The sequence below is a fragment of the Streptomyces sp. NPDC027962 genome, from assembly GCF_055566095.1.
The window spans coordinates 137,049-161,868 of record NZ_JBVHTA010000010.1; the positions used below are offsets into that span (position 1 = coordinate 137,049).

Consider the following 24,820-nt stretch of genomic DNA (forward strand, 5'->3'; position numbering starts at 1 on the left):
GGCGTCAGTGCGCCGCGGGCACGTAGGGAGACAGGGCCGAGGCCAGCTCCTCGTGCACCCGCGCCTTGAGCAGTGTGCCCTCCGTGGTGTGCTCCTCGGAGATCACCTCGCCGTCGGCGTGCACCCGCGAGACCAGCCCGCCCTCGGTGTAGGGCACGAGCGCCTCGATCTCGATCTGCGGCCTCGGCAGCTCGGTGTCGATCAGCTGCAGAAGCTCGTCGAGGCCCGCGCCGGTCCGAGCGGACACCGCGATCGCATGCCGCTCAATGCGCAGCAGCCGCTGCAGCACGAGCGGATCTGCCGCGTCCGCCTTGTTGATCACCACGATCTCGGGCACGTCCAAGGCGCCCACGTCGCGGATCACCTCGCGCACGGCGGTCAGCTGCTCCTCCGGCGCCGGGTGCGACCCGTCGACCACGTGCAGGATCAGGTCGGAGTCCCCGACCTCCTCCATCGTGGAACGGAAGGCCTCGACGAGGTGGTGCGGCAGGTGCCGTACGAAGCCGACGGTGTCGGCCAGGGTGTAGAGCCGGCCGCTCGGCGTCTCCGCCCGCCGGACGGTCGGGTCCAGGGTGGCGAACAGCGCGTTCTCCACCAGGACACCGGCGCCGGTGAGACGGTTGAGCAGGGACGACTTGCCGGCGTTGGTGTAACCGGCGATGGCGACCGAAGGCACCTTGTTGCGGCGGCGCTCCTGACGCTTGATGTCGCGGCCGGTCTTCATCTCCGCGATCTCACGGCGCATCTTCGCCATCTTCTCGCGGATCCGTCGCCGGTCCGTCTCGATCTTGGTCTCACCGGGACCACGCGTGGCCATGCCGCCACCGCCGCCGCCGCCCATCTGCCGGGACAGCGACTGACCCCAGCCGCGGAGCCTGGGCAGCATGTACTGCATCTGCGCCAGCGCGACCTGCGCCTTGCCCTCTCGGGACTTGGCGTGCTGGGCGAAGATGTCGAGGATCAGGGCGGTGCGGTCGACCACCTTGACCTTGACGACATCCTCGAGGTGGATCAGCTGACCGGGGCTGAGCTCACCGTCGCAGACGACGGTGTCGGCCCCGGACTCGAGCACGATGTCACGCAGCTCCTGCGCCTTGCCCGAGCCGATATAGGTGGCCGGGTCCGGCTTGTCGCGGCGCTGGATGACGCCGTCGAGCACCAAGGCGCCCGCTGTCTCCGCGAGGGCCGCGAGCTCCGCGAGGGAGTTCTCTGCGTCCTGCACGGTCCCCGTGGTCCAGACACCGACCAGCACGACGCGCTCCAGGCGCAGCTGCCGGTACTCGACCTCGGTGACGTCTTCGAGCTCGGTGGAAAGGCCTGCCACGCGCCGCAGGGCGGCGCGCTCGGAGCGGTCGAACTGATCGCCGTCCCGCTCTGTGTCGATCTCGTAGCTCCAGGCGACGTCCTCTTCCATCAGGGCATCGGCCCGAAGGCTCTCTGTGCGCGTGTCCGCGAAGCTCTGCTGTTCCTGGGAAGGGGATGAAGAGGAGGTCATTGGATCCTTACGTAGATGTGAAGAGCGGCGCGACGGGATTCACGCGCGGATGCTCCGGTAGATGGGTCAACGCGTGACGGTCCCGGAAGATTCCCTCGGGGGCCCGGTCCCGGCAGCGGCGCCGACCCGCTGATGGTCGCACGCGGGCACCGGGACCGTCACCACGATTTTCAGCGGCTCGAGGACTTCCCGGCCTTTTCCTTGCGGTCCTCGACGGGCCGGCTGCGCCAGTCGGGGTGGCCGGGCATCGGCGGTGTCTTCTTGCCGTACAGCCACGCCTTGAAGAACGTCGAGAGGTCACGCCCCGCGACGCTCGATGCCAGTCGCGTGAAGTCCTCGGTGCTTGCCGTCGCGTCCCGGTGTTCCTGCACCCATGCGCGCTCCAGGCTCTCGAAGGCGGTCCTGCCGATCTCCTGGCGCAGCGCGTAGAGGACCAGTGCGCTGCCGTCGTAGACCACGGGCCGGAAGATGCTGAGCTGCTGTCCCGGGACGGGTGCCTTGGGGGCTGCCGGCGGTCCGCCCGCCGCCCGCCAGCCGTCGGAGTGCCCGTACGCCTCGCGCATGTGTGTCTCCAGCGGCTGCTTGCCCTTCTCGTGGGCGTACAGCGCCTCGTACCAGCTGGCGTGACCCTCGTTCAGCCACAGGTCGGACCAGCTGCGGGGGGTGACGCTGTCGCCGAACCACTGGTGGGCCAGTTCGTGCACCATGATCGAGTCCACGTACCACTCCGGGTAGGCGCCCTTGGTGAACAGGGAGCGCTCGAACAGCGACAGGGTCTGCGTCTCCAGCTGGAATCCCGTGTCGGCGTCGGCGATCAATACGCCGTACGTCTCGAACGGATAGCGGCCGGCTTTCTCCTCCATCCATGTGATGTGGTCGGGAGTCTTCTTCAGCCAGGGCTCCAGCTCGTCGCGGTCCGCGGTGGGCACGACGTCTCGCAGGGCCAGCCCGTGCGGGCCGCGGCGTTCCACGACGGTGGAACGGCCCATGGCGATCTGGGCCAGTTCGGTGGCCATGGGGTGACCGGTGCGGTACACCCATGAGGCCTTCTCGCCGACCTCCGCCTTGGCCACCCTGCGGCCGTTGGCCACCACGGTGATGTTCTGCGGCGCGGTGACACGGAAGGTGAAGTACGCCTTGTCGGAGGGGTGGTCGTTGGACGGGAAGACGCGGTGGGCGGCGTCCGCCTGATTGGCCATCACCAGGCCGTCGCCGGTCCGTACCCAGCCGCCCGCGCCCTTGGGGCCGCGCGGGTCGCTGGTGTGGGTGACGGCGATCTCCATCCGCGAGTTCGGGGGAATGTTCGCCGGGGGGTCGATGACCAGGTCCTCGCCGGCCACGGCGAAGTCGGCGGGTGTGTGGTTCACCAAGACCGAGCGGACGGTGCCATGGGTGAAGTCGAGGTTGACCCGGTCGAGGCCACGCGTCGCATAGGCGTCGATCTTCGTGACGGCTTCCAGAGGCTTGTCATTGCGCCCCTCGTAGGTGAGGGTGATGTCGTATTCGAGAACGTCGTAACCGGGATTGCCCAGTTCGGGGAAGAGCCTGTCGCCGATGCCGAGCGGTTCCGGCGAGGGAAGGGCAGCGGCAACGAGGGTGGCCGACGCGGCGGCCAGCAGGAGGGCACGCAGTCGACGCCTTGAGGTGTGCAGCATGGCCCTACGGCTACCAGCGCGCTCCGCGATGACCATGGCGGCACGCGCCGCCGGACGGCGCACCCACCCGAACGAGGTCAGGTGGTGGCCGCCGGATGCTGGGCGCGGCTCACGTCGTACACCCCGGGGACGTTGCGCATGGCGCGCATCAGGGCGGGAAGCCCGGCCGCGTCGGGCAATTGAAGCGTGTACGTGTGGCGTACCCGCTGCTGGGCCGGAGGCTCGACGGTTGCCGAGACGATCGCGGCGCCTTCGCCGGCAATGACTTCGGTGAGGTCGGCAAGGAGGCGGGGGCGGCCGAACGACTCGGCAATCAGCGTGACCCGGCACTCGGGCGCGTCGCCCCAGCGTACCGGGACCGGTTCGCGCCCCACGCTCGTCATACGCGCCACGGCGGGGCACATCTCCCGGTGGACGGTCACGGCGTTGCCGCGCACCGCGAACCCGGTGACCGCGTCCGGCGGTACGGGCGTGCAGCAGCCCGCGAGCCGTACCGTCGCCTCCGGCAGATCCACCACGGCGTTCGCCGACACGGGCCGGCCCGCGGTGAGCGGCGCCGGTCGGCGAGGAGCGGCGGAGGGTGCCGCGACGCCCTCCGGATGTGCGTCGAGCCAGCTGGTGATGGCGATGCGCGCGGCAGGTGTACGGGCATGGTCCAGCCATTCCGGGGACGGTCCGGAGGAGCTGTCCTGGGCGAGCAGCAGATGCACGGTGTCACCATCGCCGAGGACCGTGCTCATGGTCGCGAGACGGCCGTTGACGCGCGCACCGATGCAGGAGTGGGCCTCGTCGCCGTACTGCGCGTAGGCGGCGTCGACGCAGCTCGCTCCCGCCGGCAGCCCGAGTGCGCGGCCGTCCGCGCGGAAGACGGTGATCTCCTTGTCCTGCGCCAGGTCGGCGCGAAGGGAGGTCCAGAACGTGTCGGGATCGGGGGTGGACTGCTGCCACTCCAGCAGCCGGGACAGCCAGCCGGGCCTGGTCGGGTCGGCACGCTCCCCGTCGGCGGGCTCCGCGCCCTCGACGGGCACGTACGGGTTGCCCAGCGCGACCACGCCGGCCTCGGCCACCTTGTGCATCTGGTGCGTACGGATGAGGACTTCGGCGACCGCGCCGTCCGGTCCGGCGACGGCCGTGTGCAGGGACTGGTACAGGTTGAACTTGGGGGCTGCGATGAAGTCCTTGAACTCGGAGATCACCGGGGTGAAGCACGTGTGCAGTTCGCCGAGCACGGCATAGCAGTCGGCGTCCTCGGCGACGAGGATCAGCAGCCGGCCGAAGTCGGTGCTGCGCAGCTCCGACCTTTTGAGGCGGACCCGGTGAACTGAGACGAAGTGCCTCGGTCTGATGAGTACTTCTGCATTGATGTCCGCCTCGCGCAGTGCGGCACGGAAGTCGTCCGCGATGGCGGCGAGGGCGTTGCAGGCGTCCGAGTTCTCGGCGATGAGGATGCGGGTGCGATCGTATTCTTCGGGGTGGAGGATGGCGAAGACGAGGTCCTCCAGCTCGGTCTTGAGCGCCTGGACGCCGAGCCGTTCGGCGAGCGGGATGAGGACGTCGCGGGTGACCCTGGCGATGCGGGCCTGTTTCTCGGGCCGCATCACGCCAAGGGTGCGCATGTTGTGCAGCCGGTCGGCGAGTTTGATCGACATCACGCGGACGTCGTTGCCGGTGGCCACGAGCATCTTGCGGAAGGTCTCCGGTTCGGCGGCTGCCCCGTAGTCGACCTTCTCCAGTTTGGTGACACCGTCCACGAGATAGCTGACCTCGGTACCGAACTCCTCGCTCACCTGATCGAGCGTCACCGCGGTGTCCTCCACGGTGTCGTGGAGGAGGGACGCGGTCAGGGTCGTGGTCTCCGCGCCCAGTTCGGCCAGGATCAGGGTCACGGCGAGCGGGTGCGTGATGTAGGGCTCGCCGCTCTTGCGGAACTGCCCGCGATGGGAGGACTCCGCCAGCACATACGCCTTGTGCAGCGTGGCAAGATCGGCGTCGGGGTAATGGGCCCGATGCGCCTCCGCGACATGGCCGATCGCGTCCGGCAGGCGGTCGCGGGCCGCCGGGCCCAGCAGGGCGGCGCGGCCCAGTCGGCGGAGGTCGATCCTGGCTCGGCCGCGCCTGCGGCTGTGGGCACCTGGGTTGGTGGCCTCTGCGCTCATGGGCACCTCCGGCAGCTTCGACCGGCGATGGAAGACTGGCGTGCCTTCCGGCCGGTGCTTGATGCTACCGAGCCCACCACGTGGCGCAGTCCGCCTCTCGCTCAGCGTGAAACGGATCACCCATTCGAGCGAAGCGCTATGCGGTCACGGTTTCGAGGAGAGCGGGCTCGATGTACCCCTCGGCGACAATCACAGCGGCTCCGGTCATCTCGATGTCGCCGTCGGGCCGCTCCGTGATGAGGAGACGGCCGCCGGGCAGATCGACCGTGTAGGTGACGGGAGTTCCGGTGGCGGCCGGATCCACACCGTCGCGGCGCGCGGCGGCGACGGCCACGGCGCAGGCGCCCGTACCGCAGGACCGGGTCTCGCCGGAGCCGCGCTCGTGCACCCGCATGGCGACGTGGCGCTCACCGCGGTCGACGACGAACTCCACGTTGACCCCGTGCGGGTAGACCGACGCCGGGGTGAACGGTGGCGTGGCCAGCAGGTCCCCGGCGTGGTCCAGTTCCTCGACGAAGGCGACCGCGTGGGGGTTGCCCATGTTCACGTTCCTGGCGGGCCAGCTACGGTCGCCTACGGAGACGGTGACGCCGTCGGCAGGAAGCACCGCGCGCCCCATGGAGACGGTGATGTCGGCCGCGTCGGAGCCGCTGCCCGAAACGGCTTTGGCGATGTGGACCCGCTTGACCCCACCCCGGGTGGCAACGGCCAGGTCACCGGCCTCGACGTGGCCCGCGCGCTGGAGATAGCGGGCGAACACACGGACGCCGTTGCCGCACATCTCGACGGTCGAACCGTCCGCGTTGCGGTAGTCCATGAACCACTCGGCCTCTGCGGCCATGTGGCGGGCGTCCGGGTGCGCCTCTGAGCGCACCACGTGCAGCAGCCCGTCACCGCCGATACCGGCCCGGCGGTCGCACAGCCGGGCGACGGTCGACGCGGACAGGTCGACGGCGTTGTCCGGATCGGGGACGATCACGAAGTCGTTCTCGGTCCCGTGACCCTTGAGGAAGGGGATCGGCGAGGTCTGCGAGGTGCTCACGTCCCCCATCGTACGAGGACCGTCCGACAGCGCCCGGAACGGGTGTCCGGGCCGGCGCTCCCGGCCTGCTTCACCGCAGCCGGGCGACCCGCCATACGGCGAGTGCGACGAGCACCGCGGCGACACCCACGTACAGCGCGAGCACACGCCAGTCGGGACGCTCACCGGAGCCGCGCGAGGGCAGGCCGGGCCAGGTGTGTCCGACGCGACGGGCGGCCATGACACCCCAGCCCGCGGCGCAGCAGCTGATCAAGAGCCCCAGCATGGCGACGACCGCCCCGCCGTCGCCGGTTCCGAAGGCAAGCGGGAAGGCGAACATCAACGAGCCGATGGCGGCGAGGACGACGATCGGTGCGAGCTGCCAGATCCGGAGCCGTCGGGGCGGACGCAGTTCGACCTCGACCTCGTCCGCGAGCACGTCCTGCTCGTCGGGCCCGTCCGGGCTGAGGCCGGACGTACCGTCCGCCGCATCCCGCCGTTGCCGTTCCGTGTCGCGAGGGCCGGCCTCCATCGCCACGTGCCCTCCCAACTCGGACTCAACTGTCGATCGATGCTCGATGATGGCACGCTCCCGGGGGCCGGAATGACAGGCGGAGCGTCCCGATGCCATCACGTGATCAGGCTGTGACCGCTCGTTCGACCAACGCCAGCGCACGATGCGGAAGTTCCGCCCTGTCGTCGGCGGCGCCGCTCAGCCAGTGGACCCTCGGGTCACGCCGGAACCACGAGTCCTGACGGCGCGCGAAGCGCTTGGTCGCGCGTACGGTCTCGTCGCGCGCCTCCTTTTCCGTGCACTCCCCCGCGAGCGACGTGAGCACCTGCTGGTAGCCGAGGGCACGGGAGGCCGTGCGCCCCTCGCGGAGCCCCTGGGCTTCGAGCGCGCGCACTTCGTCGACGAGGCCTGCCTCCCACATGCGGTCGACCCGTACCGCAATGCGTTCATCGAGTTCGGGCCGGGCGACGTCGACGCCGATCTGGACGGTGTCATAGACGGCGTCGTGGCCGGGCAGGTTGGCGGTGAAGGGCTTGCCGGTGATCTCGATGACCTCGAGGGCCCGGACGATCCGGCGGCCGTTGCTCGGCAGGATCGCCCTGCCTGCCTCGGGATCTGCCGCGGCCAGTCGGGCGTGCAGAGCACCGGGACCGCGAAGGGTCAGCTCCTCCTCCAGGCGGGCACGCACCTCGGGGTCGGTCCCCGGGAACTCGAGCGCATCGATCGCGCCACGCACATAGAGCCCGGACCCGCCGACGAGCACGGGCGTACGGCCCTGAGCGAGCAGCCGGTCGATCTCCGCCCGCGCCAGCTTCTGGTACTCGGCGACGCTCGCGGTCTGTGTGACGTCCCAGATGTCGAGCAGCTGGTGCGGCACGCCGCCGCGCTCCTGCGTCGTCAGCTTGGCGGTGCCGATGTCCATCCCCCGGTAGAGCTGCATGGAATCGGCGTTGACGACTTCACCGTCGAGTTGGTGGGCGAGGAATACTCCCAGATCGGACTTTCCGGCTGCGGTGGGACCGACGACGGCGATGACCCGCGGTGCGGGAGCTGCACTTCTCACTGCCCCAGTCTCGCAAACACGGCGGCATCTCCCCGAACGAGCTAGGTGACGAGAGGGGATCCGGTTCGTTGCCTGTTTCGAGGTTCCGAGCGCCGGCTTCGAGCCGGTGCCCGCGTGCGACGCAAGAGGACGCTCCGGGCGACGCGGGACTTTGCCCACACGAGTAGGCTATGGAGTAGATATGGGTGTTTTCTCATGGTTTCGCAGTAAGCCCGCAGCGGCCGAGGAGGCTCCCGCAGCAGGCGAGGCGGTTACGGCACCGGCGCCCGCTGCCGGAGCTTCGCCGCAGGAGCCCGAGGTGAGCGAGGGCGCGGCGGAAACCGCGGCGGAGCTGGAGCCCGCGGCACCGACGGCCGAAGTCACCGCCGAGGTCACCGCGGATCCCGTCGAGGACGGCGCTGCCGTCGAGGGAGTGGAGATCCCCAAGCAGCAGTCGGCCGAGGAAGCGGCGGACAGCGAGGCCGGTGAAGGCGCCCGTCAGTAGGTCCCGCGACGAGGGAAGGTGTTCCATGGGCTTCAAGGACAACCTGAAGGCCAGACTGGCCCCGGTCACGGACAAGGTCTCCCACCTCGCCCAGCAGCACGAGGACAAGATCGGGCACCGCCTGGAACGAACTGCCAGGACGGTCGACCACAAGACCAAGGGCAAGTACAGAAACAAGATCGAGACGGGCGCCGACAAGGCCAAGCAGGCCCTGGGCCGTATCGCGCACAAGGACGGCACCGGCGGGACGACGCCGCCGCCGGCCGGCTGACAGCGGCCGGACCGGTTCAGCGGCGGACGGCCGTGGAGCACACATGCCCTGCGGCCGTACGTCGTTGTCCGGATCCGGGCGTGGCCAGGTCGAGTGCGCAAAGCCTCACCCGGCCCCCGACAACGTCCGGGCAGAGGCGAGACATTGCGGTCACTCACTACGACCAGGCTGCGACAAAATAGCCGACACCGTACGGAGCGGCCTCCTGCAGGAGCCTGCCCGCCAGTCCCGCGCCCTCGGCCGCGCCGGCGAGAACCTGCCACGAGGCGCGGCCCGACACCTTGAGCTCGCGGGCGTACGACTCGTCCAGGTCCTTGAGAGCCTCGACGTCGGCCTCACCGAGTGCATCGGCTGCCTGCCGGTCGAAGGCCGGCGCCCGTTCGTCCAGGTAGCCGGGAGCCTTGAGCGTGCGGCAGGCGCTGCCGTCTCCCATCACCAGCAGCGCGACACGTTCCGCCCGGGCCGCAAGCTCGCGTCCGGCCGCCGCACAGCGGTCCCCGGCGAGCCGTTCTCCCACACCGAGCCCCTCGACGGGTGCTGCCGCCCAGCGGGTGCGGTCCAGCAGCCAGGCTCCGACAGCCAGTGCGGGCGGCAGCACCCGCTCCTGCTCCAGCTCTGGCCCCTGACCGAGCCGTACGCCGAGGTCCACGCCGAAGCCCCGGAAGGAGCCGGTGGCACCCGCGGCGTGCGGGACCGTGCCCTCCTCGTCCTCCGGCCCGATCACGACCAGCAGATCGGGCCGGGCGGCCGCAAGGACGCCCACCGCGTCGGCGCACGCGGCCCTGACCGCGTCGAGTTCGGGTGCCGCTCCGGAGGCGACCTCGGGCACGAGAAGCGGCGGGCAGGGGCAGACGGCGGCGGCTACGAGCATGATCCGCAGCCTAGCTGGCGACGTTTCCCACGGGACGGTCACCAGGCGGGACGCCCGGCTCCCTCCCCGATCGCGCGGTGCGCCCCCATGCGGCGTTCGGCTTTGCGGTGTTCAGCCCGCCGCGCAGCCGCCCGTCCCCGGAGGCAGCGGAGCGGGTACCCCCACGGAGGGGAGCCCGAGCATCACGCCGGCCGGCTGCGGGGCCTGCGCGCCGTTGCGCTTCTCCCACGCGTCACCGGCACGGGTGTGACGCACGGACTTCGTGGCACCTTCCGCCAGGAGGTGGTGCGGTGCCGCGTAGGTGATCTCGACCTTGACGACGTCGCCGGGGCGCACATCGGTGTCCGGCTTCGTGAAGTGGACAAGACGGTTGTCGGGGGCGCGGCCGGAGAGCCGGTGCGTCGCTCCGTCCTTGCGGCCTTCTCCCTCGGCGACCATGACGTCGAGGGTGCGTCCGACCTGCTTCTTGTTCTCCTCCCAGGAGATCTCCTCCTGCAGGGCGACCAGGCGCATGTAGCGCTCCTGGACGACCTCCTTGGGGATCTGGCCGTCCATGGTCGCCGCCGGGGTACCGGGGCGCTTGGAGTACTGGAAGGTGAAGGCGTTCGCGAAGCGGGCCTCACGCACCGTGTGCATGGTCTGCTCGAAGTCCTCCTCGGTCTCGCCCGGGAAGCCGACGATGATGTCCGTGGAGATGGCGGCATGCGGAATGGCCGCACGCACCTTCTCGATGATCCCGAGGAAGCGCTCCTGCCGGTACGAGCGCCGCATCGCCTTCAGGATCGTGTCGGAGCCGGACTGCAGCGGCATGTGGAGCTGCGGCATGACGTTCGGCGTCTCCGCCATGGCCGCGATGACGTCGTCCGTGAAGTCGCGCGGGTGCGGCGAGGTGAAGCGGACCCGCTCCAGGCCCTCGACGTTCCCGCAGGCGCGCAGCAGCTTGCTGAAGGCTTCCCGGTCGCCGATGTCGGAGCCGTAGGCGTTGACGTTCTGCCCGAGCAGGGTGATCTCGCTGACGCCCTCGGCAACGAGCGCCTCGATCTCGGCGAGGATGTCCCCCGGCCTGCGGTCCTTCTCCTTGCCGCGCAGAGCGGGCACGATGCAGAAGGTGCAGGTGTTGTTGCACCCCACGGAGATGGAGACCCACGCCGCGTACGCCGACTCGCGCCGGGTCGGAAGCGTGGAGGGGAAGGCCTCGAGCGACTCCGCGATCTCGACCTGCGCCTCCTCCTGGACGCGGGCGCGCTCCAGCAGCACCGGGAGCTTGCCGATGTTGTGCGTACCGAAGACGACGTCGACCCACGGCGCCTTGGTCACGATGGTGTCGCGGTCCTTCTGCGCCAGGCAGCCGCCGACGGCGATCTGCATACCCGGGCGCTTGGACTTCATCGGCGCGAGCCGGCCGAGATTGCCGTACAGCTTGTTGTCGGCGTTCTCCCGCACCGCGCAGGTGTTGAAGACGACGACATCGGCGTCTCCGTCCGCGCCCTCGGGCGCACGGACGTACCCAGCGCCCTCCAGCAGGCCCGACAGCCGCTCGGAGTCGTGGACGTTCATCTGGCACCCGTAGGTGCGTACCTCGTAAGTTTTCGCACTCATCGCGCCCACCAGGGTACGGGGTCGTCCCTGCCCGGCGCCCGTGCCTTCCGGGAGCCCGGGCCTGGCCTTCACAGGGAGTGAGCTGGCAGGATCGCGGCATGCTTCCCGAGCTTCCGGCCCTTTCCCGCCTCGGCCGCCGCCGTGCCCGGCGGGGGTCGGCGGCCGCCCTGGTGGTCTTCGGGCTGCTGCTGTGGTGGCTGCTGCCGTTCGGGCAGTCGGCGCCCAGCGGGAAGCTGACGCTGAGTACGGGATCGCACAGCGGCGTCTACCAGCGGTACGGCGTCCTGCTGAAGGAGGCCCTGGCGCGGGGCATGCCGGACCTGGCTGTCGATCTGCGCACCAGCGAGGGGTCCCAGGAGAATCTGGAGCGGGTGGCTTCGGGAGAGGCCGACTTCACCATCGCCACCGCCGACGCCGTCGCGAAGTACAAGCGGGCGGGGCTGGCGGGCGCAGACCGGCTGCGCGGGTGCGCACGGCTGTACGACGACTACGTCCAGCTGGTCGTCCCCAGGGATTCGCCGATCAGATCGGTGCAGGATCTGCGGGGCAGAACGGTGGGAGTGGGCCAGGACGGGTCCGGCATACGGCTGGTCGCCGACCGGCTGATGAAGGCCGCCGGGATCGACCCCGCCCAGGACATCTCACCGCTTCCGTCCGGCATCAACGTGGCGCCGGGGCAGCTGGAGAACGGCACGATCGAAGCGTTCTTCTGGTCGGGCGGCCTGCCCACCAAGACGGTGCAGGACCTGTCCGAGCGGTTCCGCATCCGGCTGGTCCCGCTGGAGGCGGCTCTCGTCGCGAAACTGCACGCCGCGGGCGACCCGACCAGCTACTACCGCTCCGCCGTGATGCCCGCGGACGCCTACCCCCATGCCCAGGGCGGCCTGCGCGTCGAAACGGTCGCCGTGGCGAACCTGCTGGTCACCACGGACCGGATGAGCGCCGCACAGACCGAGGGCTTCACCCGCACGGTGATCAACAGCCGGGACCGCATCGGCCACACGGTGCACCCGGCCCAGCTCGTGGACCTCCGCACGGCCGTCTACACGGATCCCCTGCCGCTGCACGAGGGCGCCCGGCGCTACTACCGCTCGGTCAAACCGTAGGCCGGGCGCCGCTTCCGGGTCTCGCCTGGCTCGGGTGCGCCCCTCCGCCGCTCCCGGTCACGCTCGCGGAGACGCAACACCCCACGCTGCCGGAGACGGACGCGGCACCTCACTCCCCCGGCGACGTGCGCGGCACCGTGACGGTCACCTGCAGGCCGCGCGGCCGGTGATGCGCGTACGCGATGGAGCCGCCGCCCGCCATGAGCAGCGCCCTCGAGATGGACAGGCCCAGCCCCGAACCCTTCACGTTCTGGTGGCGGCCGCTGCGCCAGAACCGGTCGCCGATACGAGTGAGTTCCTCGTCGGTGAGTCCAGGACCGCGGTCGGTGATCACCACCGTCGACGTGTCGCCCTGCGACGCGACCTCGACGCTGACCTCTTCACCCTGCGGGGTGAACTTGAGCGCATTGTCGATCACGGCGTCCAGCGCGCTGGAAAGCGCTACGGGGTCCACCCAGGCGGTGACCGCAGCGGCTCGGGAGGACAGCGCGACCCCCTTCTCGTCGGCGAGCGGCCGCCATGCGGCGACCCGTTCCGCGGCGAGCTCACCGATGTCGGTGAGCCGGAGCTCCGCGGAGGCGTGCTCGGCCAGCGCCAGGTCGAGGAGGTCGTCCAGCACCTGGGCCAGACGCTTGCCCTCGGTGCGGACGGAGGCGATCTCCGCGTTCCCCTCGGGGAGTTCGAGGGCGAGAAGCTCGATGCGCAGGAGCAGCGCGGCAAGCGGGTTGCGCAGTTGGTGGGAGGCGTCGGCGACGAACGCCCGCTGTTGCTCCAGGACTTCCTCGACGTTGTCCGCCATCTCGTTGAACGAACGGGCCAGCCGCCTCAGTTCCGGCGGTCCGCTCGACGCCGCGACACGGGAGTTCATCCGGCCGGTGGCGATGCCGTGGGTGGCGGCGTCCAGGATGCGCACCGGCCTGAGCACCCACCCGGTGAGACGGAAGGCGGCGCCGACGGCGACGAGCATCGCGGCGCTTTCACCGGCCGCGATCAGCAGCCAGCCCCGCAGGACGCGCGAGCGCAGCTGGTCGGTGGGCGAGTCCGTGAACACGACGGCGACGACGTCCCCGTCCCGTACGACCGGCGACGCGACGACAAGGCGCTCACCGCGCTGCCACGGCCACACCTGCGGCGGGTCGTCGCTGCGCCGGCCGGTAAGTGCCTCCTGGAACGCCTCGCGTCCCACGCCGTCCGCCGGCACGTACCAGTCGCGCGGAGCACGCGCCATCGAGTCGCCGTTGCGGTAGAAGACGCCGACCCGGATCCCGTACGTGCCCTGATAGCGGTCGAGCTGCTCCTGCAGCGTGGAGCGCCGCTCGTCGGGGGTCGAACCCTGGTCGGCGACGAACTGGGCGAGCGCCGCGAACCGCACGGTGTCGTCGATCCTGTCGACGACGACACGCTGCTGCTGTGCGGCGGCGACGCTCACGGCCAGCGGAAAGCCGAGCGCCAGCAGCACACCGGCCATGAGCACGATGAGCAGCGGAAGAAGTCGGGTACGCACCGGAGTCGAGTGACCTTACGCCCCGGCGGGTGCGACCAGCCGGTAGCCGACGCCGCGCACGGTCTCGATGAGAGCGGGCATGCGGAGTTTGGAGCGCAGGGAGGCCACATGCACCTCGAGCGTGCGGCCGGTGCCCTCCCAGCTGGTCCGCCACACCTCACTGATGATCTGCTCGCGGCGGAAGACCACTCCGGGGCGCTGGGCCAGCAGCGCCAGCAGGTCGAACTCCTTGCGGGTGAGCTGCACGTCCGTCCCGTCCACGCTGACCCTGCGGGTGGGCAGCTCGATGGTCACCGGCCCGAGCCGCAGGGCGTCGTCGGCAGCGGGCGCGGCGGCGTCCTCACCGGGCGCGGTGCGCCGGCTGACGGCATGGATCCGGGCGAGCAGCTCGCCGGTGTCGTACGGCTTGACCACGTAGTCGTCGGCACCGAGATTCAGCCCGTGGATCCGGGAACGGACGTCGGAGCGCGCGGTCACCATGATCACGGGCGTCGAAGTGAGCTTCCTGATCTTCCCGCACACCTGGTAACCGTCCTGGTCGGGCAGGCCGAGGTCCAGGAGCACGACGCCGAAGGGCGGCTTCGCGGGGGCGGTCGCGGGCAGCACCGCGCGCAGCGCCTCCTCGCCGTTACGGGCGTGCACCACCTCGAAGCCGTGCCTGGCCAGTACCGCGGACAGGGCGGCGGCGACATGGTCGTCGTCCTCGACGAGCAGCAGTCTCATGGCCCCCCTCTCCGGTGGTGCGGTCGTGCGGATTTCACCGTGCGGTCGTTCGGTGTTCCAGTGCAGTCCGGTCGAACATACCCAGGGCATCAAGGCCGATGGCCGCCCGTGCAGTCAAGAGCGAACCGGCCGCCGCGGGGTTCCGTTACCCACCCGGTATCGCCGATCACCGTCCTCTTCACGCATAGTGTCCGGTTGCGGCCGGATCGTTATGCTCAATTTCCCCTCAGATGTGCTGACGCTGGTCGCGCAGGGTGATTAGGGTCCTCACCAACCGAGGAGGATGGAGCTAAGAAGCCGATGAGCGAAGTGTCAGTGACCAAGAACCCCGAGGGCGAGCAGCCCCCGGCGGGCGACCTGGTCGTTCTGAACAACGTGAACAAGCACTTCGGCGCACTGCACGTGCTCCAGGACATCGACCTGACCATCGCCCGTGGCGAGGTCGTGGTGGTCATCGGGCCGTCGGGTTCCGGTAAGTCCACGCTGTGCCGCACCATCAACCGCCTGGAGACGACCGACTCCGGCACGATCACGATCGACGGCAAGCCGCTCCCCCAGGAGGGCAAGGAGCTCGCCAGACTCCGCGCCGACGTCGGCATGGTCTTCCAGTCGTTCAACCTCTTCGCGCACAAGACCGTGCTGGAGAATGTGACGCTCGGCCAGATCAAGGTGCGCAAGGCGGACAAGAAGGCCGCGGAGACCAAGGCGCGCGCCCTGCTCGACCGGGTGGGCGTCGGCGCGCAGGCCGACAAGTACCCCGCACAGCTCTCCGGCGGTCAGCAGCAGCGCGTGGCGATCGCGCGGGCGCTGGCGATGGACCCCAAGGTCATGCTCTTCGACGAGCCGACGTCGGCCCTCGACCCCGAGATGATCAACGAGGTCCTCGAGGTCATGCAGCAGCTGGCGCGGGACGGGATGACAATGGTCGTCGTCACCCACGAGATGGGCTTCGCCCGGTCCGCCGCCAACCGGGTCGTGTTCATGGCCGACGGCAAGATCGTCGAAGAGGCCACGCCCGAGGAGTTCTTCAGCAACCCGCGCAGCGACCGGGCCAAGGACTTCCTGTCGAAGATCCTTCACCACTGAGTTCTGGATCGACCTCGATCCAACACTTCGCGCCAACCCTAGGGAAGTCATCATGAAGCTTCGTAAGGTCACCGCCGCCTCGGCCGCCGTCCTCGCGATCACGCTCACGGCCACCGCCTGCGGCTCCGACGGCAAGGACAGCGGCTCGGGCGACTCGGGCAGCAAGAAGATCACGGTCGGCATCAAGTACGACCAGCCGGGCCTCGGCCTGCAGACGCCGGACGGGTCGTACACCGGCTTCGACGTCGACGTCGCCAAGTACGTCGCCAAGGAGCTCGGATACGCCGAGGGCGACATCGAGTTCAAGGAGACGAAGAGCGCCGACCGCGAGACCGCGCTCGCCCGCGGCGACGTGGACTTCATCGCGGCCACGTACTCGATCACCGACGAGCGCAAGCAGAAGGTCGACTTCGCCGGCCCGTACCTGCTCGCCCACCAGGACCTGCTGATCCGCGCCGACGACAGCGTCAGCAAGGGCGACGACCTCAACGGCAAGAAGCTCTGCTCGGTCACCGGCTCCACGTCCGCGCAGAACGTGAAGAAGGACTTCGCACCCGACGCCCAGCTGAAGAAGTACTCCACGTACTCCCAGTGCCTCAGCGCCCTCCAGAGCGGCCGCGTCGACGCGCTGACCACGGACGACTCGATTCTCGCCGGTTACGCCTCACAGGCGCAGTACAAGGGCAAGTTCAAGCTCGCCGGCTTGAAGCTGAGCAACGAGAACTACGGCATCGGCGTCAAGAAGGGCGACAAGGAGATGACCGACAAGATCAACGCCGCCCTTGAGAAGATGGTCCAGGACAAGGCCTGGGACGAAGCCGTGAAGACCAACTTCGGCCCGGCCAACTACCAGAACGAGCCCGCCCCGAAGATCGGCAACATCGTCAAGTGAAGCAGGGCTGACGAGGCGCGCCGCTGACGGCGGCGCGCCGGGCCCTCCCACACGCGGAAGCGCGGGAGATCGTGTTCGACTTTCTTGAAGGTTACGACTTGCTCGGGGCGTTCTGGATGACGGTGAAACTTACCGTCCTCTCCGCGATCGGCTCCCTGGTGCTCGGCACCATCCTCGCCGCGATGCGAGTGAGCCCGGTGCCCCTCATGCGTGGATTCGGCACGGTCTACGTGAACGTGGTCCGGAACATCCCGCTGACCGTGATCATCGTCTTCTCCGCGATCGGTCTCGCCGACACCCTCGGCATGACCATGGGGGTACCCGACGACTTCGAGGCACTGCCGTTCCGGCTGGCGATCCTCGGACTCTCGGCCTACACCGCAGCCTTCGTCTGCGAAGCCGTGCGGTCCGGCATCAACACGGTGCCGGTCGGCCAGGCGGAGGCGGCTCGCGCCATCGGCCTGAGTTTCACCCAGGTCTTGACAAGCATCGTGCTTCCGCAGGCCTTCCGTTCGGTCGTCGGCCCGCTGACCAATGTGCTGATCGCTCTCACCAAGAACACCACCGTAGCGGCCGCCATCGGCGTTGCGGAGGCGGCTCTGCTCATGAAGGAGATGATCGAGAACGAGGCACAGCTGGTGCTCATCTCGGCGGTCTTCGCGTTCGGCTTCGTGGTTCTGACCCTTCCCACCGGACTCATCCTCGGCTGGGTCGGCAAGCGTGTGGCGGTGAAGCGATGACGTCCGTTCTCTACGACGCCCCCGGCCCCAATGCCAAGCGTCGCAACATCATCTACACGGTTGCCTTCGTCACCGTGCTGGGGCTGGGCCTGTGGTGGGCCCTCAGCGTCCTGGCCGACAACGGACAGCTCGAGTGGTCCCTGTGGAAGCCGTTCACCGAGGCTCAGGCGTGGACGACTTATCTGCTCCCCGGACTCGGCAACACCCTGAAGGCGGCGGCGCTCGCGATGGTCATCGCGCTGCCACTGGGCGCGGTCTTCGGTATCGCCCGGCTGTCCGACCATCGCTGGGTCAGGGTCCCCGCCGGGGTCGTCGTGGAATTCTTCCGCGCGATTCCCGTTCTGATCCTGATGCTGTTCGCGAACCAGCTCTACGCGAACTCCGACGCCATCAGCAGCGATGTACGCCCGCTGTACGCCGTGGTCACCGGCCTGGTGCTGTACAACGCGTCGGTGCTCGCCGAAGTCGTCCGCGCCGGCATCCTGTCCCTGCCCAAGGGGCAGTGGGAGGCGGCCAAGGCGATCGGCCTGCGCAAGGGGCAGACCATGAGGAGCATCCTGCTCCCGCAGTCGGTCACCGCGATGCTGCCCGCCCTGGTCAGCCAGCTCGTCGTCATCGTCAAGGACACCGCCCTCGGCGGCGCACTCCTGGCCTTCACCGAACTGCTCAGCGCCCAGAGCACGCTGGCCGCCAACTACGCGAACACCATCCCCAGCTTCATCGTCGTCGCGGTGATCTTCATCGTCCTCAACCTGCTGCTCACCACCTTCGCCTCGTGGCTGGAGCGCAGGCTGCGCCGGGCCAAGAGGGGCACGGGCGCGGTGCTCACCGCGCCGGGCGGCGCGGAGGAGCCCGTCGGGGAGCCCGGGGTCGGCAAGACCGACGACGGACGGGCCGTCTGACGGTTCATCTGATGTTCGACCGCTGAGGGGCGGTGGCCAGGCGGCCACCGCCCCTCACCGCGTCCCCGTGGTCGCTTGACGCAGGCACCGGCAGTGGGTTGCATACGTTCTGTGATCGCGCACCGGGCTCCAACCGCACTTTTCCGCACGACCCTCCGGGCCCGAGGAGTCACGCCGTGGACCCGGTGATCGTGGTCGGCGCGGGCCCGGTCGGACTCGCGCTCTCCCTCGCCCTCGCCGCACAGGACGTCCCCACGGTCGTGCTCGACGAGACCAACGGAAAGGACGAGCCGCGCCCGGCACGCACGGCCGTGCTCCGCCCGGACACCGCCGCGCTGATGCGACGGCTCGGCTGCGAAACCGTCCGTGACGAGGGCGCCGTCTGGACCGGCTGGCGCTCCATGCGGCGCAAGCAGGAACTGCGACAGCTGCCGCTCGGCGACGGCGGCCCCGCCGCCCCGCTGCACATCCCGCAGCACGCCCTCGCACGCGGACTGCGCGACGCCGTCGCCGAGCACCGGCTCGTGCGGCTGATCACCGACAGCCGTCTCGACTCCCTCGAGCAGGACTCCGGCGGTGTCGGCGTACATACTCGTGGGCCCTCCGCGACCTGGTGGCGGGGCAGTTACCTCGTCGGCTGCGACGGCGCCCGGTCCACCGTCCGCAAGCTCCTCGGCATCCGCTTCCCCGGCCGTACGGCGGTGGAACGTCACGCCGTGGCCGCCCTGCGCACCGAACTGCCCTGGCCCGGCGAAGCGTTGCTGCACCGCCAGCCGCCGTGGGCGTCGGGCGGTGACGAGATCACCGCACGCCCGCTGCCGGACGGTGTGTGGCGGCTGGACTGGCTGCTGCCTGCCCGCGGTGAACTGGTCACACCCGAGTCCTTGGTGGCGCGGGTCCGTGACACCCTGGGCGGGTGGTGCGGCGGAACGCCCGCCTACGATCTGCTCGACACCGGAGTCCACACCCTGCACCACCGGCTCGCCCGCCGCTGGCGCGTGGACCGCGCCTTCCTCGCCGGCGACGCCGCCCATCTGCTGGGAGCGCTCGGCGCCCAAGGGCTCGATGAAGGGCTGCGGGACGTCGACAACCTGGCCTGGAAGTTGGCGCAGGCCTGGCACCACGGCGCGTCGCAGACGTTGCTGGACAGCTACCAGGCCGAGCGGCGCACCGCCGTCGCCGCGCGGCTGCGCGCCGCCGACCAGTCGCTGCCGATACTGCGCAGCGGCAGCGGGCTGCGCACCTACCTTCCGGGCGCGGCTCGCGGGCACGACTCGATGCTGACCGACGCCCATCTGGGACAGGGCGCACTCGGCGCCCCGCCCGTCTACGCGCACTCGCCGCTCACGCCTGAGCCCACCGGCCCGCTCACACCGATCGGCACGGAGGTGGGCGCACCGGTCGCCGACGTACACGTGACTGCTCCCGACGGCACGTCCACGCGCCTGCGGGACCGGTTGGGGCGGGGGCAACTGCTCGTCGTCCTGGTCGCGCCCGGTACCGGGGTCTGGGACCGGCGGCACTGGGTCGGGGCCGGTGTCATGCCGCGGCTGGCGACGGCCGTGACCGCCCTGCCGGCACGGGCCGAACTGCTGGTGACGGAGAGCTACCCGGGCGCCTCGGCGCACACCGTGCTGCTGGTGCGGCCCGACGGGCACCTGGTCGCGGCCTTCGCGGGGGTGCGGCCCGACGAACTGCACTCCGCCGCGGACCTGGTCCGCGGAGGCGCGCCGTCCGCGTCGCCCACCGACCGCATCGCGGACACCGATTGATTCCGGCGGGTCCCCGTGGTCTACTCCGGAGCGTGACCGACACCGATGTGCACCTGTGGCGGAGGGTCCATATGGACCTCGTCCGCTATGCGGGCTGCGTGTGTCGCCCCTCCTGCTGATTCGCCTTCCTTTCACGCCGCGGCCTGCTGTGGCCCACGCGCTCTCCAGCGAACTCCAGGACGGTCACCGTGTCCCACCCCGCTGCACCTCTCTCCGCCCCGATTTTTGCTCCGCCTTCTGCGTCCGCGCCCCGCACAGGCTCCCGGCCTGCTCTGGACGATGCCGGTGCGCCGACCTCCGCCGAACTTCTTGACTTCGTGCGGCATGCCGCCACCGACAAGGAACTGATCGCTTCGCTGCCCCTGGACCCCGAGGGCCGTACCTGGCTGCGGCTGGAAGGGCCGCGCGGCAGTGAGGCATGGCTCATAGGCTGGCCGCCGGGCACCGGCACCGGCTGGCACGACCACGCCGAGTCGCTCGGCGCGTTCGCCGCGGCGGAGGGCAAGCTGACGGAGAACTCCCTCGCCGTCAGGCTGCCCGCGAGCGGCTGGAAAACCCTTGAGCTCAACGAAGGCGTGGACCGTCAACGGCATCTGGGCGCCGGCCAGTCGCGCGCCTTCGGCAGGCACCATGTGCACGAGGTGCTCAACGAGTCACCCGTGGAGCATGCGGTCTCCATCCACGCCTACTATCCGCCGCTGCCGCTGCTGAGGCGTTTCAGCAGGTCCGGAGCGGTGCTGCGGCTGGAGCACGTCGAGCTTCCGGAGGACTGGCAGTGAGTGAACTGCTAGGGATCGACGCGCACTTGGAACGGGTGCGGGACGGCTTCGAACGTGTCGGGCCGCAGGAGGCGTTCGCCGCGGCGGCCGAAGGGGCACTGCTGGTGGACATCCGCTACCAGGCGCTGCGGGAGCGCGACGGGCTGATCCCCGGCGCCGTGGTGGTGGAGCGCAACGAGCTGGAGTGGCGTCTGGACCCGCAAGGCAGCCACCGCCTCCCGCAGGCCGTCGGCCACGACCTGCGGATCGTCGTGATCTGCAACGAGGGATACGCGTCCTCCCTGGCGGCCGCGTCGCTGCACCAACTGGGCCTGCGCGGCGCGACGGACCTGGTCGGCGGTTTCCAGGCCTGGAAAGCGGCGGGGCTCCCGGTTGCACGCGAGGGCAGTCGCTCCACAGGCTGAACGGGCGGCGACAGGCAGGCCGTACGCAGGCAGGCCGTACGCAGGCCGGCCGGGAACAGGCAGGGCGGGCACGCGTGCGCTGCGGCCTGTCGGCAGCGTCTCTCCCGTGCGGCCGGTCCCACCCCTAAAAGCCCGCCTCGTCCAGGTCCGTCGTGTCTTCGCCCTCTTCCTCCAGGGCGCGCCTGACCACCCGCAGCGCCATGCCCTCGGGGTAGCCCTTGCGGGCCAGCATCCCGGCGAGGCGGCGCAGGCGGCGGTCCCGGTCGAGGCCCCTGGTGGAGCGCAGCTTGCGCGCCACCAGCTCGCGGGCGGTCGCCTCCTCCTGGTCCGAGTCGAGCTGTCCCACGGCCTCGTCGATAAGGGCGGAGTCCACTCCCTTGGTGCGCAGTTCCCGCACCAAGGCCCGCCGGGCGAGGCCCCGGCCGTGGTGCCGGGACTCCACCCACGCGTCGGCGAAGGCGGCGTCGTTGATCAGGCCCACGTCCTCGAAACGGGAGAGGACCTCCTCGGCAACCTCCGGGGGGATCTCCCGTTTGTGCAGCGCGTCCGCGAGCTGCTTGCGGGTGCGTGGGGTCCCGGTGAGCAGGCGCAGGCAGATCGCCCGCGCCCGCTCCGCCGGATCCTTGGGCGACAGCTCCTTCTCGGCCCTCGACAAGTCGGGGCTGTCACCCGGCCATTCGGTTCGCCGGGCCATCCCGCTAGCCCTTGGCCGCCGCCGTCTTGGCCGCCTTGGCCTTGGATGCGGGCGCGGCCACCGACTTCGCCGCGTCCTCCGCCGGCACCGCTGCGGCCGCGTCCGCGCCGGGCTCCGCCGGGATCTCCGGCCTGACGCCGACGCCGAGCTTGTCCTTGATCTTCTTCTCGATCTCGTTGGCGAGGTCGGGGTTGTCCTTGAGGAAGTTGCGGGCGTTCTCCTTGCCCTGGCCGAGCTGGTCGCCCTCGTACGTGTACCAGGCGCCGGCCTTGCGGACGAAGCCGTGCTCCACGCCCATGTCGATCAGGCCGCCCTCGCGGCTGATGCCCTGGCCGTAGAGGATGTCGAACTCGGCCTGCTTGAAGGGCGGGGCGACCTTGTTCTTGACGACCTTGACGCGGGTGCGGTTGCCGACCGCGTCCGTGCCGTCCTTGAGGGTCTCGATACGGCGGATGTCGAGACGCACGGAGGCGTAGAACTTGAGTGCCCGGCCACCGGTCGTGGTCTCCGGGGAGCCGAACATCACACCGATCTTCTCGCGGAGCTGATTGATGAAGATCGCGGTGGTCTTGGACTGGTTGAGCGCGCTGGTGATCTTCCGGAGCGCCTGGCTCATCAGCCGCGCCTGAAGACCCACGTGCGAATCGCCCATCTCGCCCTCGATCTCCGCCTTGGGCACGAGGGCCGCGACGGAGTCGATGACGATCAGGTCGAGCGCGCCAGAGCGGACGAGCATGTCGACGATCTCGAGCGCCTGCTCGCCGTTGTCCGGCTGGGAGAGGATGAGGTTGTCGATGTCGACGCCGAGCTTCTTCGCGTACTCGGGGTCGAGGGCGTGCTCCGCGTCCACGAAGGCGACGGCTCCGCCCGCCTTCTGGGCGTTGGCCACAGCGTGCAGCGTGAGGGTGGTCTTACCGGAGGACTCCGGTCCGTACACCTCCACCACGCGGCCGCGCGGCAGGCCGCCGACTCCGAGCGCGACGTCGAGCGCGGTCGACCCCGTGGGGATGACCTCGATGGGCTCGTTCGGCCGCTCGCCCAGTCGCATCACGGCACCCTTGCCGAATTGCCGTTCAATCTGTGCGAGCGCGGCGTCGAGCGCCTTCTCGCGGTCGGTACCTGCCATGGGTTCCACCCGATTTGCTTGTGTCGATCGCTTCACGTCAAAGACGCTAACCCCTGCCACTGACAATGGGCCCCGCCGTCCGCCCGGCCTGTGGATAACTCACGTGAACAGCCCGCGGAGTCAGGGCCGGAACCTCATAAGAATGGATGTTCGATTTTACTGTCAAGCGCACCACGCGCACCACGTCGACGCGTGGAAACCGGGTGGTCCGGCCCCGGCGCGGTCTCGCGACCGGGCGCCTGCCCCGCCTCAGCCCTCGCCGTCGGCCTGCTGAGGCACCGCGCCCTGCGGGCCGTCCCCGGCCGAGGAGCCTCGCCGGCCGCTTCCCAGCGCGCTGCGCATCCGCGCCAGCGCCCGGCCGCCGCCGTGCCTGCTGTGGCTGTGGACCCGCGGGTCGTCGGTCACGGCGTAGCGCTTCACGTACGCGCCGAGGAACGCCTGAAGGGTCGCGACCGCCGGGATCGCGATCAGGGCACCGACCGCTCCCAGCAGCGCCGTGCCGGCGACGACCGAACCGAAGGCCACCGCCGGGTGGATGTCGACCGTCCGGGCGGTGAGCTTCGGCTGCAGTACGTAGTTCTCGAACTGCTGGTAGACGACGACGAAGCCGAGCACCCACAGCGCGTACCAGGGGTCGACGGTGAACGCGATCAGCATCGGCAGGGCGCCCGCCAGGTACGTGCCGATGGTCGGGATGAACTGCGACATCAGGCCGACCCAGACCGCCAGGGCCGGGGCGTACGGCACCTCGAGGATCTCCAGCAGGACGTAGTGCGCGATTCCGGAGATCAGCGCCATCAGGCCGCGCGAGTAGAGGTACCCGCCGGTCTTGTCGACGGCGATCTCCCAGGCGCGCAGCACCTCGGTCTGCCTGGCCGGGGGGAGTACGGAGCACAGCGCGCGACGCAGCCGGGGCCCGTCGGCCGCGAAGTAGAAGGAGAACAGGAAGATCGTCAGCAGCTTGAAGAGCCCGCCGAGCACGGTGGCGGAGACGTCCAGCACCCCGGTGGCGCTGTTCTGGACGTATTTCCGCAGCCAGTCCGAGCGCAGCAGGCTGTCCTGGACCTCGACCCGGGAGAGCTCCGTGTGGAACGTGTCGTTGATCCAGCGGATGACCGAGTCGAGGTACTTGGGGAAGTCCTCGACCATCTCGATGATCTGGCCGGCCAGCATCGAACCGAGGAGGACGACGAAACCCACTCCCGCGACCAGCACCGCGAAGAAGACCAGGAAGGTGGCAAGGCCGCGGCGCATGCCGCGTGCCGCCATCCGTCCGACCGCGGGTTCGATCGCGAGCGCCAGGAAGAAGGCGATCAGGATGTTGATCAGGAGACCGATCAACTGGTGGAAGGCCCAGCTGCCGAGCTGGAAACAGGCGTAGAGCGCCAGCGCGAGGATCATCGCTCGCGGCAGCCAGCGGGGCATGCGGCCGGGCGCGCCGGTCGCGGTCGCCGCACCCGCTCCCGGGGGCGGGGAGGACGGCGGAGTGGCGGGAGCCGCGGCACCCTGCGCGGGAATGCCCACGGCGGCCTCGTCCGACGCGACCGCGTCCTGCGCGGTCTTCTCGTCAGCGGTCATGTCGTCAGCGGTCCCGTCCTGCCGTAGTTGCCCTGCGCGGCGTCGGGTGCGACGTCCTGCACAAAGGGTTGCGGCGCGTTCTTGTCCAGGTCGATCTCGTCCGGGGCGGTCTTGTCGGTCTGGGCCACCGGGCAAGTGTGACCCACCGCGGTGACCGCGGCGGGTCGGCCGGTGTCTCAGCGCTTGTCGGCGGGGATGTCCACGGCGGCGCACACCGCGCGCCACACGTCCTTCGCCTCCCAGCCCGCGGCCAGTGCCTCGTGGATCGTTCGGCCGCCCAATTCGGCCATCACATGGTCCCGCGCGAAGGAGTCCGCATACGCCACACCGAAGTGGTCCGCCATCCGCTCCCAGAAAATCGTCAACCGCATGACCCCAGTATCCC

General features: G+C 70.0%; 24 protein-coding genes and 2 pseudogenes. 11 read left to right on the forward strand and 15 right to left on the reverse strand.

Annotated features, from left to right (window positions below; translation table 11 throughout):
* Positions 1-4: 4 nt before the first annotated feature.
* The 6 genes from hflX to miaA form a co-directional block, all read right to left on the reverse strand.
* Complete coding sequence (gene hflX / locus ACZ4SA_RS12635) at positions 5-1,495, reverse strand: GTPase HflX (RefSeq protein WP_468273052.1); 1,491 nt, start codon at positions 1,493-1,495, stop codon at positions 5-7.
* 170 nt (positions 1,496-1,665) lie between these two features.
* Positions 1,666-3,150, reverse strand: a complete 1,485-nt coding sequence (locus ACZ4SA_RS12640) for a M1 family metallopeptidase (protein WP_468273054.1) — start codon at positions 3,148-3,150, stop codon at positions 1,666-1,668.
* 77 nt (positions 3,151-3,227) lie between these two features.
* Positions 3,228-5,306, reverse strand: a complete 2,079-nt coding sequence (locus ACZ4SA_RS12645; RefSeq protein WP_468273056.1) for a RelA/SpoT family protein — start codon at positions 5,304-5,306, stop codon at positions 3,228-3,230.
* Between the two features lie 136 nt (positions 5,307-5,442).
* On the reverse strand, positions 5,443-6,357 hold the full coding sequence (dapF, locus tag ACZ4SA_RS12650) for a diaminopimelate epimerase (RefSeq protein ID WP_468273059.1): 915 nt from the start codon (positions 6,355-6,357) through the stop codon (positions 5,443-5,445).
* A 61-nt stretch (positions 6,358-6,418) separates the two neighbouring features.
* Positions 6,419-6,859: a hypothetical protein gene (locus tag ACZ4SA_RS12655; RefSeq protein ID WP_468273156.1), complete on the reverse strand. Its 441-nt coding sequence runs from the start codon at positions 6,857-6,859 to the stop codon at positions 6,419-6,421.
* Positions 6,860-6,965: 106 nt separating this feature from the next.
* Complete coding sequence (miaA, locus tag ACZ4SA_RS12660) at positions 6,966-7,904, reverse strand: tRNA (adenosine(37)-N6)-dimethylallyltransferase MiaA (protein ID WP_468273062.1); 939 nt, start codon at positions 7,902-7,904, stop codon at positions 6,966-6,968.
* Positions 7,905-8,202: 298 nt separating this feature from the next.
* Between miaA and ACZ4SA_RS12665 the strand changes: the two genes are divergently transcribed.
* Both ACZ4SA_RS12665 and ACZ4SA_RS12670 read left to right on the forward strand, forming a co-directional pair.
* Positions 8,203-8,388: a gliding motility protein gene (locus ACZ4SA_RS12665; RefSeq protein WP_468273064.1), complete on the forward strand. Its 186-nt coding sequence runs from the start codon at positions 8,203-8,205 to the stop codon at positions 8,386-8,388.
* A gap of 25 nt (positions 8,389-8,413) precedes the next feature.
* Positions 8,414-8,659: an antitoxin gene (locus ACZ4SA_RS12670; protein WP_468273066.1), complete on the forward strand. Its 246-nt coding sequence runs from the start codon at positions 8,414-8,416 to the stop codon at positions 8,657-8,659.
* A 157-nt stretch (positions 8,660-8,816) separates the two neighbouring features.
* Here ACZ4SA_RS12670 and ACZ4SA_RS12675 read toward each other — a convergent pair whose 3' ends face one another.
* A complete protein-coding gene (locus tag ACZ4SA_RS12675; protein WP_468273069.1) occupies positions 8,817-9,530 on the reverse strand; it encodes a class III extradiol dioxygenase subunit B-like domain-containing protein in 714 nt (237 codons plus the stop codon).
* A 111-nt stretch (positions 9,531-9,641) separates the two neighbouring features.
* A complete protein-coding gene (miaB, locus tag ACZ4SA_RS12680) occupies positions 9,642-11,129 on the reverse strand; it encodes a tRNA (N6-isopentenyl adenosine(37)-C2)-methylthiotransferase MiaB (protein WP_468273070.1) in 1,488 nt (495 codons plus the stop codon).
* A gap of 98 nt (positions 11,130-11,227) precedes the next feature.
* Here miaB and ACZ4SA_RS12685 point away from each other — a divergent pair, with 98 nt between their 5' ends.
* Positions 11,228-12,235: a TAXI family TRAP transporter solute-binding subunit gene (locus ACZ4SA_RS12685; RefSeq protein ID WP_468273072.1), complete on the forward strand. Its 1,008-nt coding sequence runs from the start codon at positions 11,228-11,230 to the stop codon at positions 12,233-12,235.
* Between the two features lie 109 nt (positions 12,236-12,344).
* Here ACZ4SA_RS12685 and ACZ4SA_RS12690 read toward each other — a convergent pair whose 3' ends face one another.
* Both ACZ4SA_RS12690 and ACZ4SA_RS12695 read right to left on the reverse strand, forming a co-directional pair.
* Positions 12,345-13,739 carry a sensor histidine kinase gene (locus tag ACZ4SA_RS12690; protein ID WP_468273074.1) on the reverse strand — a complete coding sequence of 465 codons (1,395 nt, stop codon included), beginning with the start codon at positions 13,737-13,739 and terminating at the stop codon, positions 12,345-12,347.
* Positions 13,740-13,754: 15 nt separating this feature from the next.
* Positions 13,755-14,462, reverse strand: coding sequence for a response regulator transcription factor (locus ACZ4SA_RS12695; protein ID WP_468273077.1), 708 nt, complete (start codon positions 14,460-14,462; stop codon positions 13,755-13,757).
* Positions 14,463-14,762: 300 nt separating this feature from the next.
* On the opposite strand from ACZ4SA_RS12695, the gene ACZ4SA_RS12700 reads away from it, so the two are divergent.
* The 8 genes from ACZ4SA_RS12700 to ACZ4SA_RS12735 all read left to right on the forward strand — a co-directional run bounded on the left by ACZ4SA_RS12700 (position 14,763) and on the right by ACZ4SA_RS12735 (position 21,037).
* On the forward strand, positions 14,763-15,548 hold the full coding sequence (locus ACZ4SA_RS12700; RefSeq protein ID WP_468273079.1) for an amino acid ABC transporter ATP-binding protein: 786 nt from the start codon (positions 14,763-14,765) through the stop codon (positions 15,546-15,548).
* A 52-nt stretch (positions 15,549-15,600) separates the two neighbouring features.
* Positions 15,601-16,440: a glutamate ABC transporter substrate-binding protein gene (locus ACZ4SA_RS12705; RefSeq protein WP_468273081.1), complete on the forward strand. Its 840-nt coding sequence runs from the start codon at positions 15,601-15,603 to the stop codon at positions 16,438-16,440.
* 71 nt (positions 16,441-16,511) lie between these two features.
* The gene (locus ACZ4SA_RS12710) at positions 16,512-17,180 is read left to right on the forward strand and encodes an amino acid ABC transporter permease (protein WP_468273083.1); all 669 of its coding nucleotides are present in this window, start codon (positions 16,512-16,514) and stop codon (positions 17,178-17,180) included.
* Complete coding sequence (locus tag ACZ4SA_RS12715) at positions 17,177-18,082, forward strand: amino acid ABC transporter permease (protein ID WP_468273086.1); 906 nt, start codon at positions 17,177-17,179, stop codon at positions 18,080-18,082. Before ACZ4SA_RS12710 ends, ACZ4SA_RS12715 begins: the two co-directional genes overlap by 4 nt.
* Before the next feature lie 176 nt (positions 18,083-18,258).
* Positions 18,259-19,854 (forward strand): FAD-dependent monooxygenase, encoded by a 1,596-nt coding sequence (locus tag ACZ4SA_RS12720; protein ID WP_468273088.1) that lies wholly within the window; start codon positions 18,259-18,261, stop codon positions 19,852-19,854.
* A 47-nt stretch (positions 19,855-19,901) separates the two neighbouring features.
* Positions 19,902-19,973 (forward strand): putative leader peptide, encoded by a 72-nt coding sequence (locus ACZ4SA_RS12725; protein WP_311710492.1) that lies wholly within the window; start codon positions 19,902-19,904, stop codon positions 19,971-19,973.
* 102 nt (positions 19,974-20,075) lie between these two features.
* Positions 20,076-20,633 carry a cupin domain-containing protein gene (locus ACZ4SA_RS12730; protein ID WP_468273158.1) on the forward strand — a complete coding sequence of 186 codons (558 nt, stop codon included), beginning with the start codon at positions 20,076-20,078 and terminating at the stop codon, positions 20,631-20,633.
* Entirely contained in the window at positions 20,630-21,037 is a 408-nt protein-coding gene (locus ACZ4SA_RS12735) for a rhodanese-like domain-containing protein (RefSeq protein WP_468273091.1), read from the forward strand. The genes ACZ4SA_RS12730 and ACZ4SA_RS12735 overlap by 4 nt, the downstream gene beginning before the upstream one ends.
* Positions 21,038-21,161: 124 nt before the next feature.
* On the opposite strand, the pseudogene recX reads toward ACZ4SA_RS12735, so the two are convergent.
* From recX to ACZ4SA_RS12760, 5 genes and pseudogenes are all read right to left on the reverse strand, one after another.
* Positions 21,162-21,875 (reverse strand): annotated as a pseudogene (gene recX / locus ACZ4SA_RS12740) (recombination regulator RecX); the annotation flags it as partial.
* Between the two features lie 58 nt (positions 21,876-21,933).
* Positions 21,934-22,857 (reverse strand): annotated as a pseudogene (gene recA / locus ACZ4SA_RS12745) (recombinase RecA); the annotation flags it as partial.
* Positions 22,858-23,106: 249 nt separating this feature from the next.
* On the reverse strand, positions 23,107-24,282 hold the full coding sequence (locus ACZ4SA_RS12750; protein WP_468273160.1) for an AI-2E family transporter: 1,176 nt from the start codon (positions 24,280-24,282) through the stop codon (positions 23,107-23,109).
* 149 nt (positions 24,283-24,431) lie between these two features.
* A complete protein-coding gene (locus ACZ4SA_RS12755) occupies positions 24,432-24,563 on the reverse strand; it encodes a hypothetical protein (RefSeq protein WP_468273093.1) in 132 nt (43 codons plus the stop codon).
* Between the two features lie 48 nt (positions 24,564-24,611).
* Positions 24,612-24,806: a DUF3046 domain-containing protein gene (locus ACZ4SA_RS12760; protein WP_468273096.1), complete on the reverse strand. Its 195-nt coding sequence runs from the start codon at positions 24,804-24,806 to the stop codon at positions 24,612-24,614.
* Positions 24,807-24,820 lie beyond the last annotated feature (14 nt).

Excerpts from the sequence above, each read along its gene's own strand:
- ACZ4SA_RS12750 (WP_468273160.1), bottom strand. The coding sequence starts at position 24,282 with ATGCCCCGCTGGCTGCCGCGAGCGATGATCCTCGCGCTGGCGCTCTAC.
- ACZ4SA_RS12700 (WP_468273079.1), top strand. The coding sequence starts at position 14,763 with ATGAGCGAAGTGTCAGTGACCAAGAACCCCGAGGGCGAGCAGCCCCCG.
- ACZ4SA_RS12685 (WP_468273072.1), top strand. The coding sequence starts at position 11,228 with ATGCTTCCCGAGCTTCCGGCCCTTTCCCGCCTCGGCCGCCGCCGTGCC.
- ACZ4SA_RS12670 (WP_468273066.1), top strand. The coding sequence starts at position 8,414 with ATGGGCTTCAAGGACAACCTGAAGGCCAGACTGGCCCCGGTCACGGAC.
- ACZ4SA_RS12760 (WP_468273096.1), bottom strand. The coding sequence starts at position 24,806 with ATGCGGTTGACGATTTTCTGGGAGCGGATGGCGGACCACTTCGGTGTG.
- ACZ4SA_RS12695 (WP_468273077.1), bottom strand. The coding sequence starts at position 14,462 with ATGAGACTGCTGCTCGTCGAGGACGACGACCATGTCGCCGCCGCCCTG.
- ACZ4SA_RS12655 (WP_468273156.1), bottom strand. The coding sequence starts at position 6,859 with ATGGAGGCCGGCCCTCGCGACACGGAACGGCAACGGCGGGATGCGGCG.
- ACZ4SA_RS12715 (WP_468273086.1), top strand. The coding sequence starts at position 17,177 with ATGACGTCCGTTCTCTACGACGCCCCCGGCCCCAATGCCAAGCGTCGC.
- ACZ4SA_RS12705 (WP_468273081.1), top strand. The coding sequence starts at position 15,601 with ATGAAGCTTCGTAAGGTCACCGCCGCCTCGGCCGCCGTCCTCGCGATC.
- ACZ4SA_RS12645 (WP_468273056.1), bottom strand. The coding sequence starts at position 5,306 with ATGAGCGCAGAGGCCACCAACCCAGGTGCCCACAGCCGCAGGCGCGGC.
- dapF (WP_468273059.1), bottom strand. The coding sequence starts at position 6,357 with ATGGGGGACGTGAGCACCTCGCAGACCTCGCCGATCCCCTTCCTCAAG.
- miaB (WP_468273070.1), bottom strand. The coding sequence starts at position 11,129 with ATGAGTGCGAAAACTTACGAGGTACGCACCTACGGGTGCCAGATGAAC.
- ACZ4SA_RS12675 (WP_468273069.1), bottom strand. The coding sequence starts at position 9,530 with ATGCTCGTAGCCGCCGCCGTCTGCCCCTGCCCGCCGCTTCTCGTGCCC.
- hflX (WP_468273052.1), bottom strand. The coding sequence starts at position 1,495 with ATGACCTCCTCTTCATCCCCTTCCCAGGAACAGCAGAGCTTCGCGGAC.
- ACZ4SA_RS12640 (WP_468273054.1), bottom strand. The coding sequence starts at position 3,150 with ATGCTGCACACCTCAAGGCGTCGACTGCGTGCCCTCCTGCTGGCCGCC.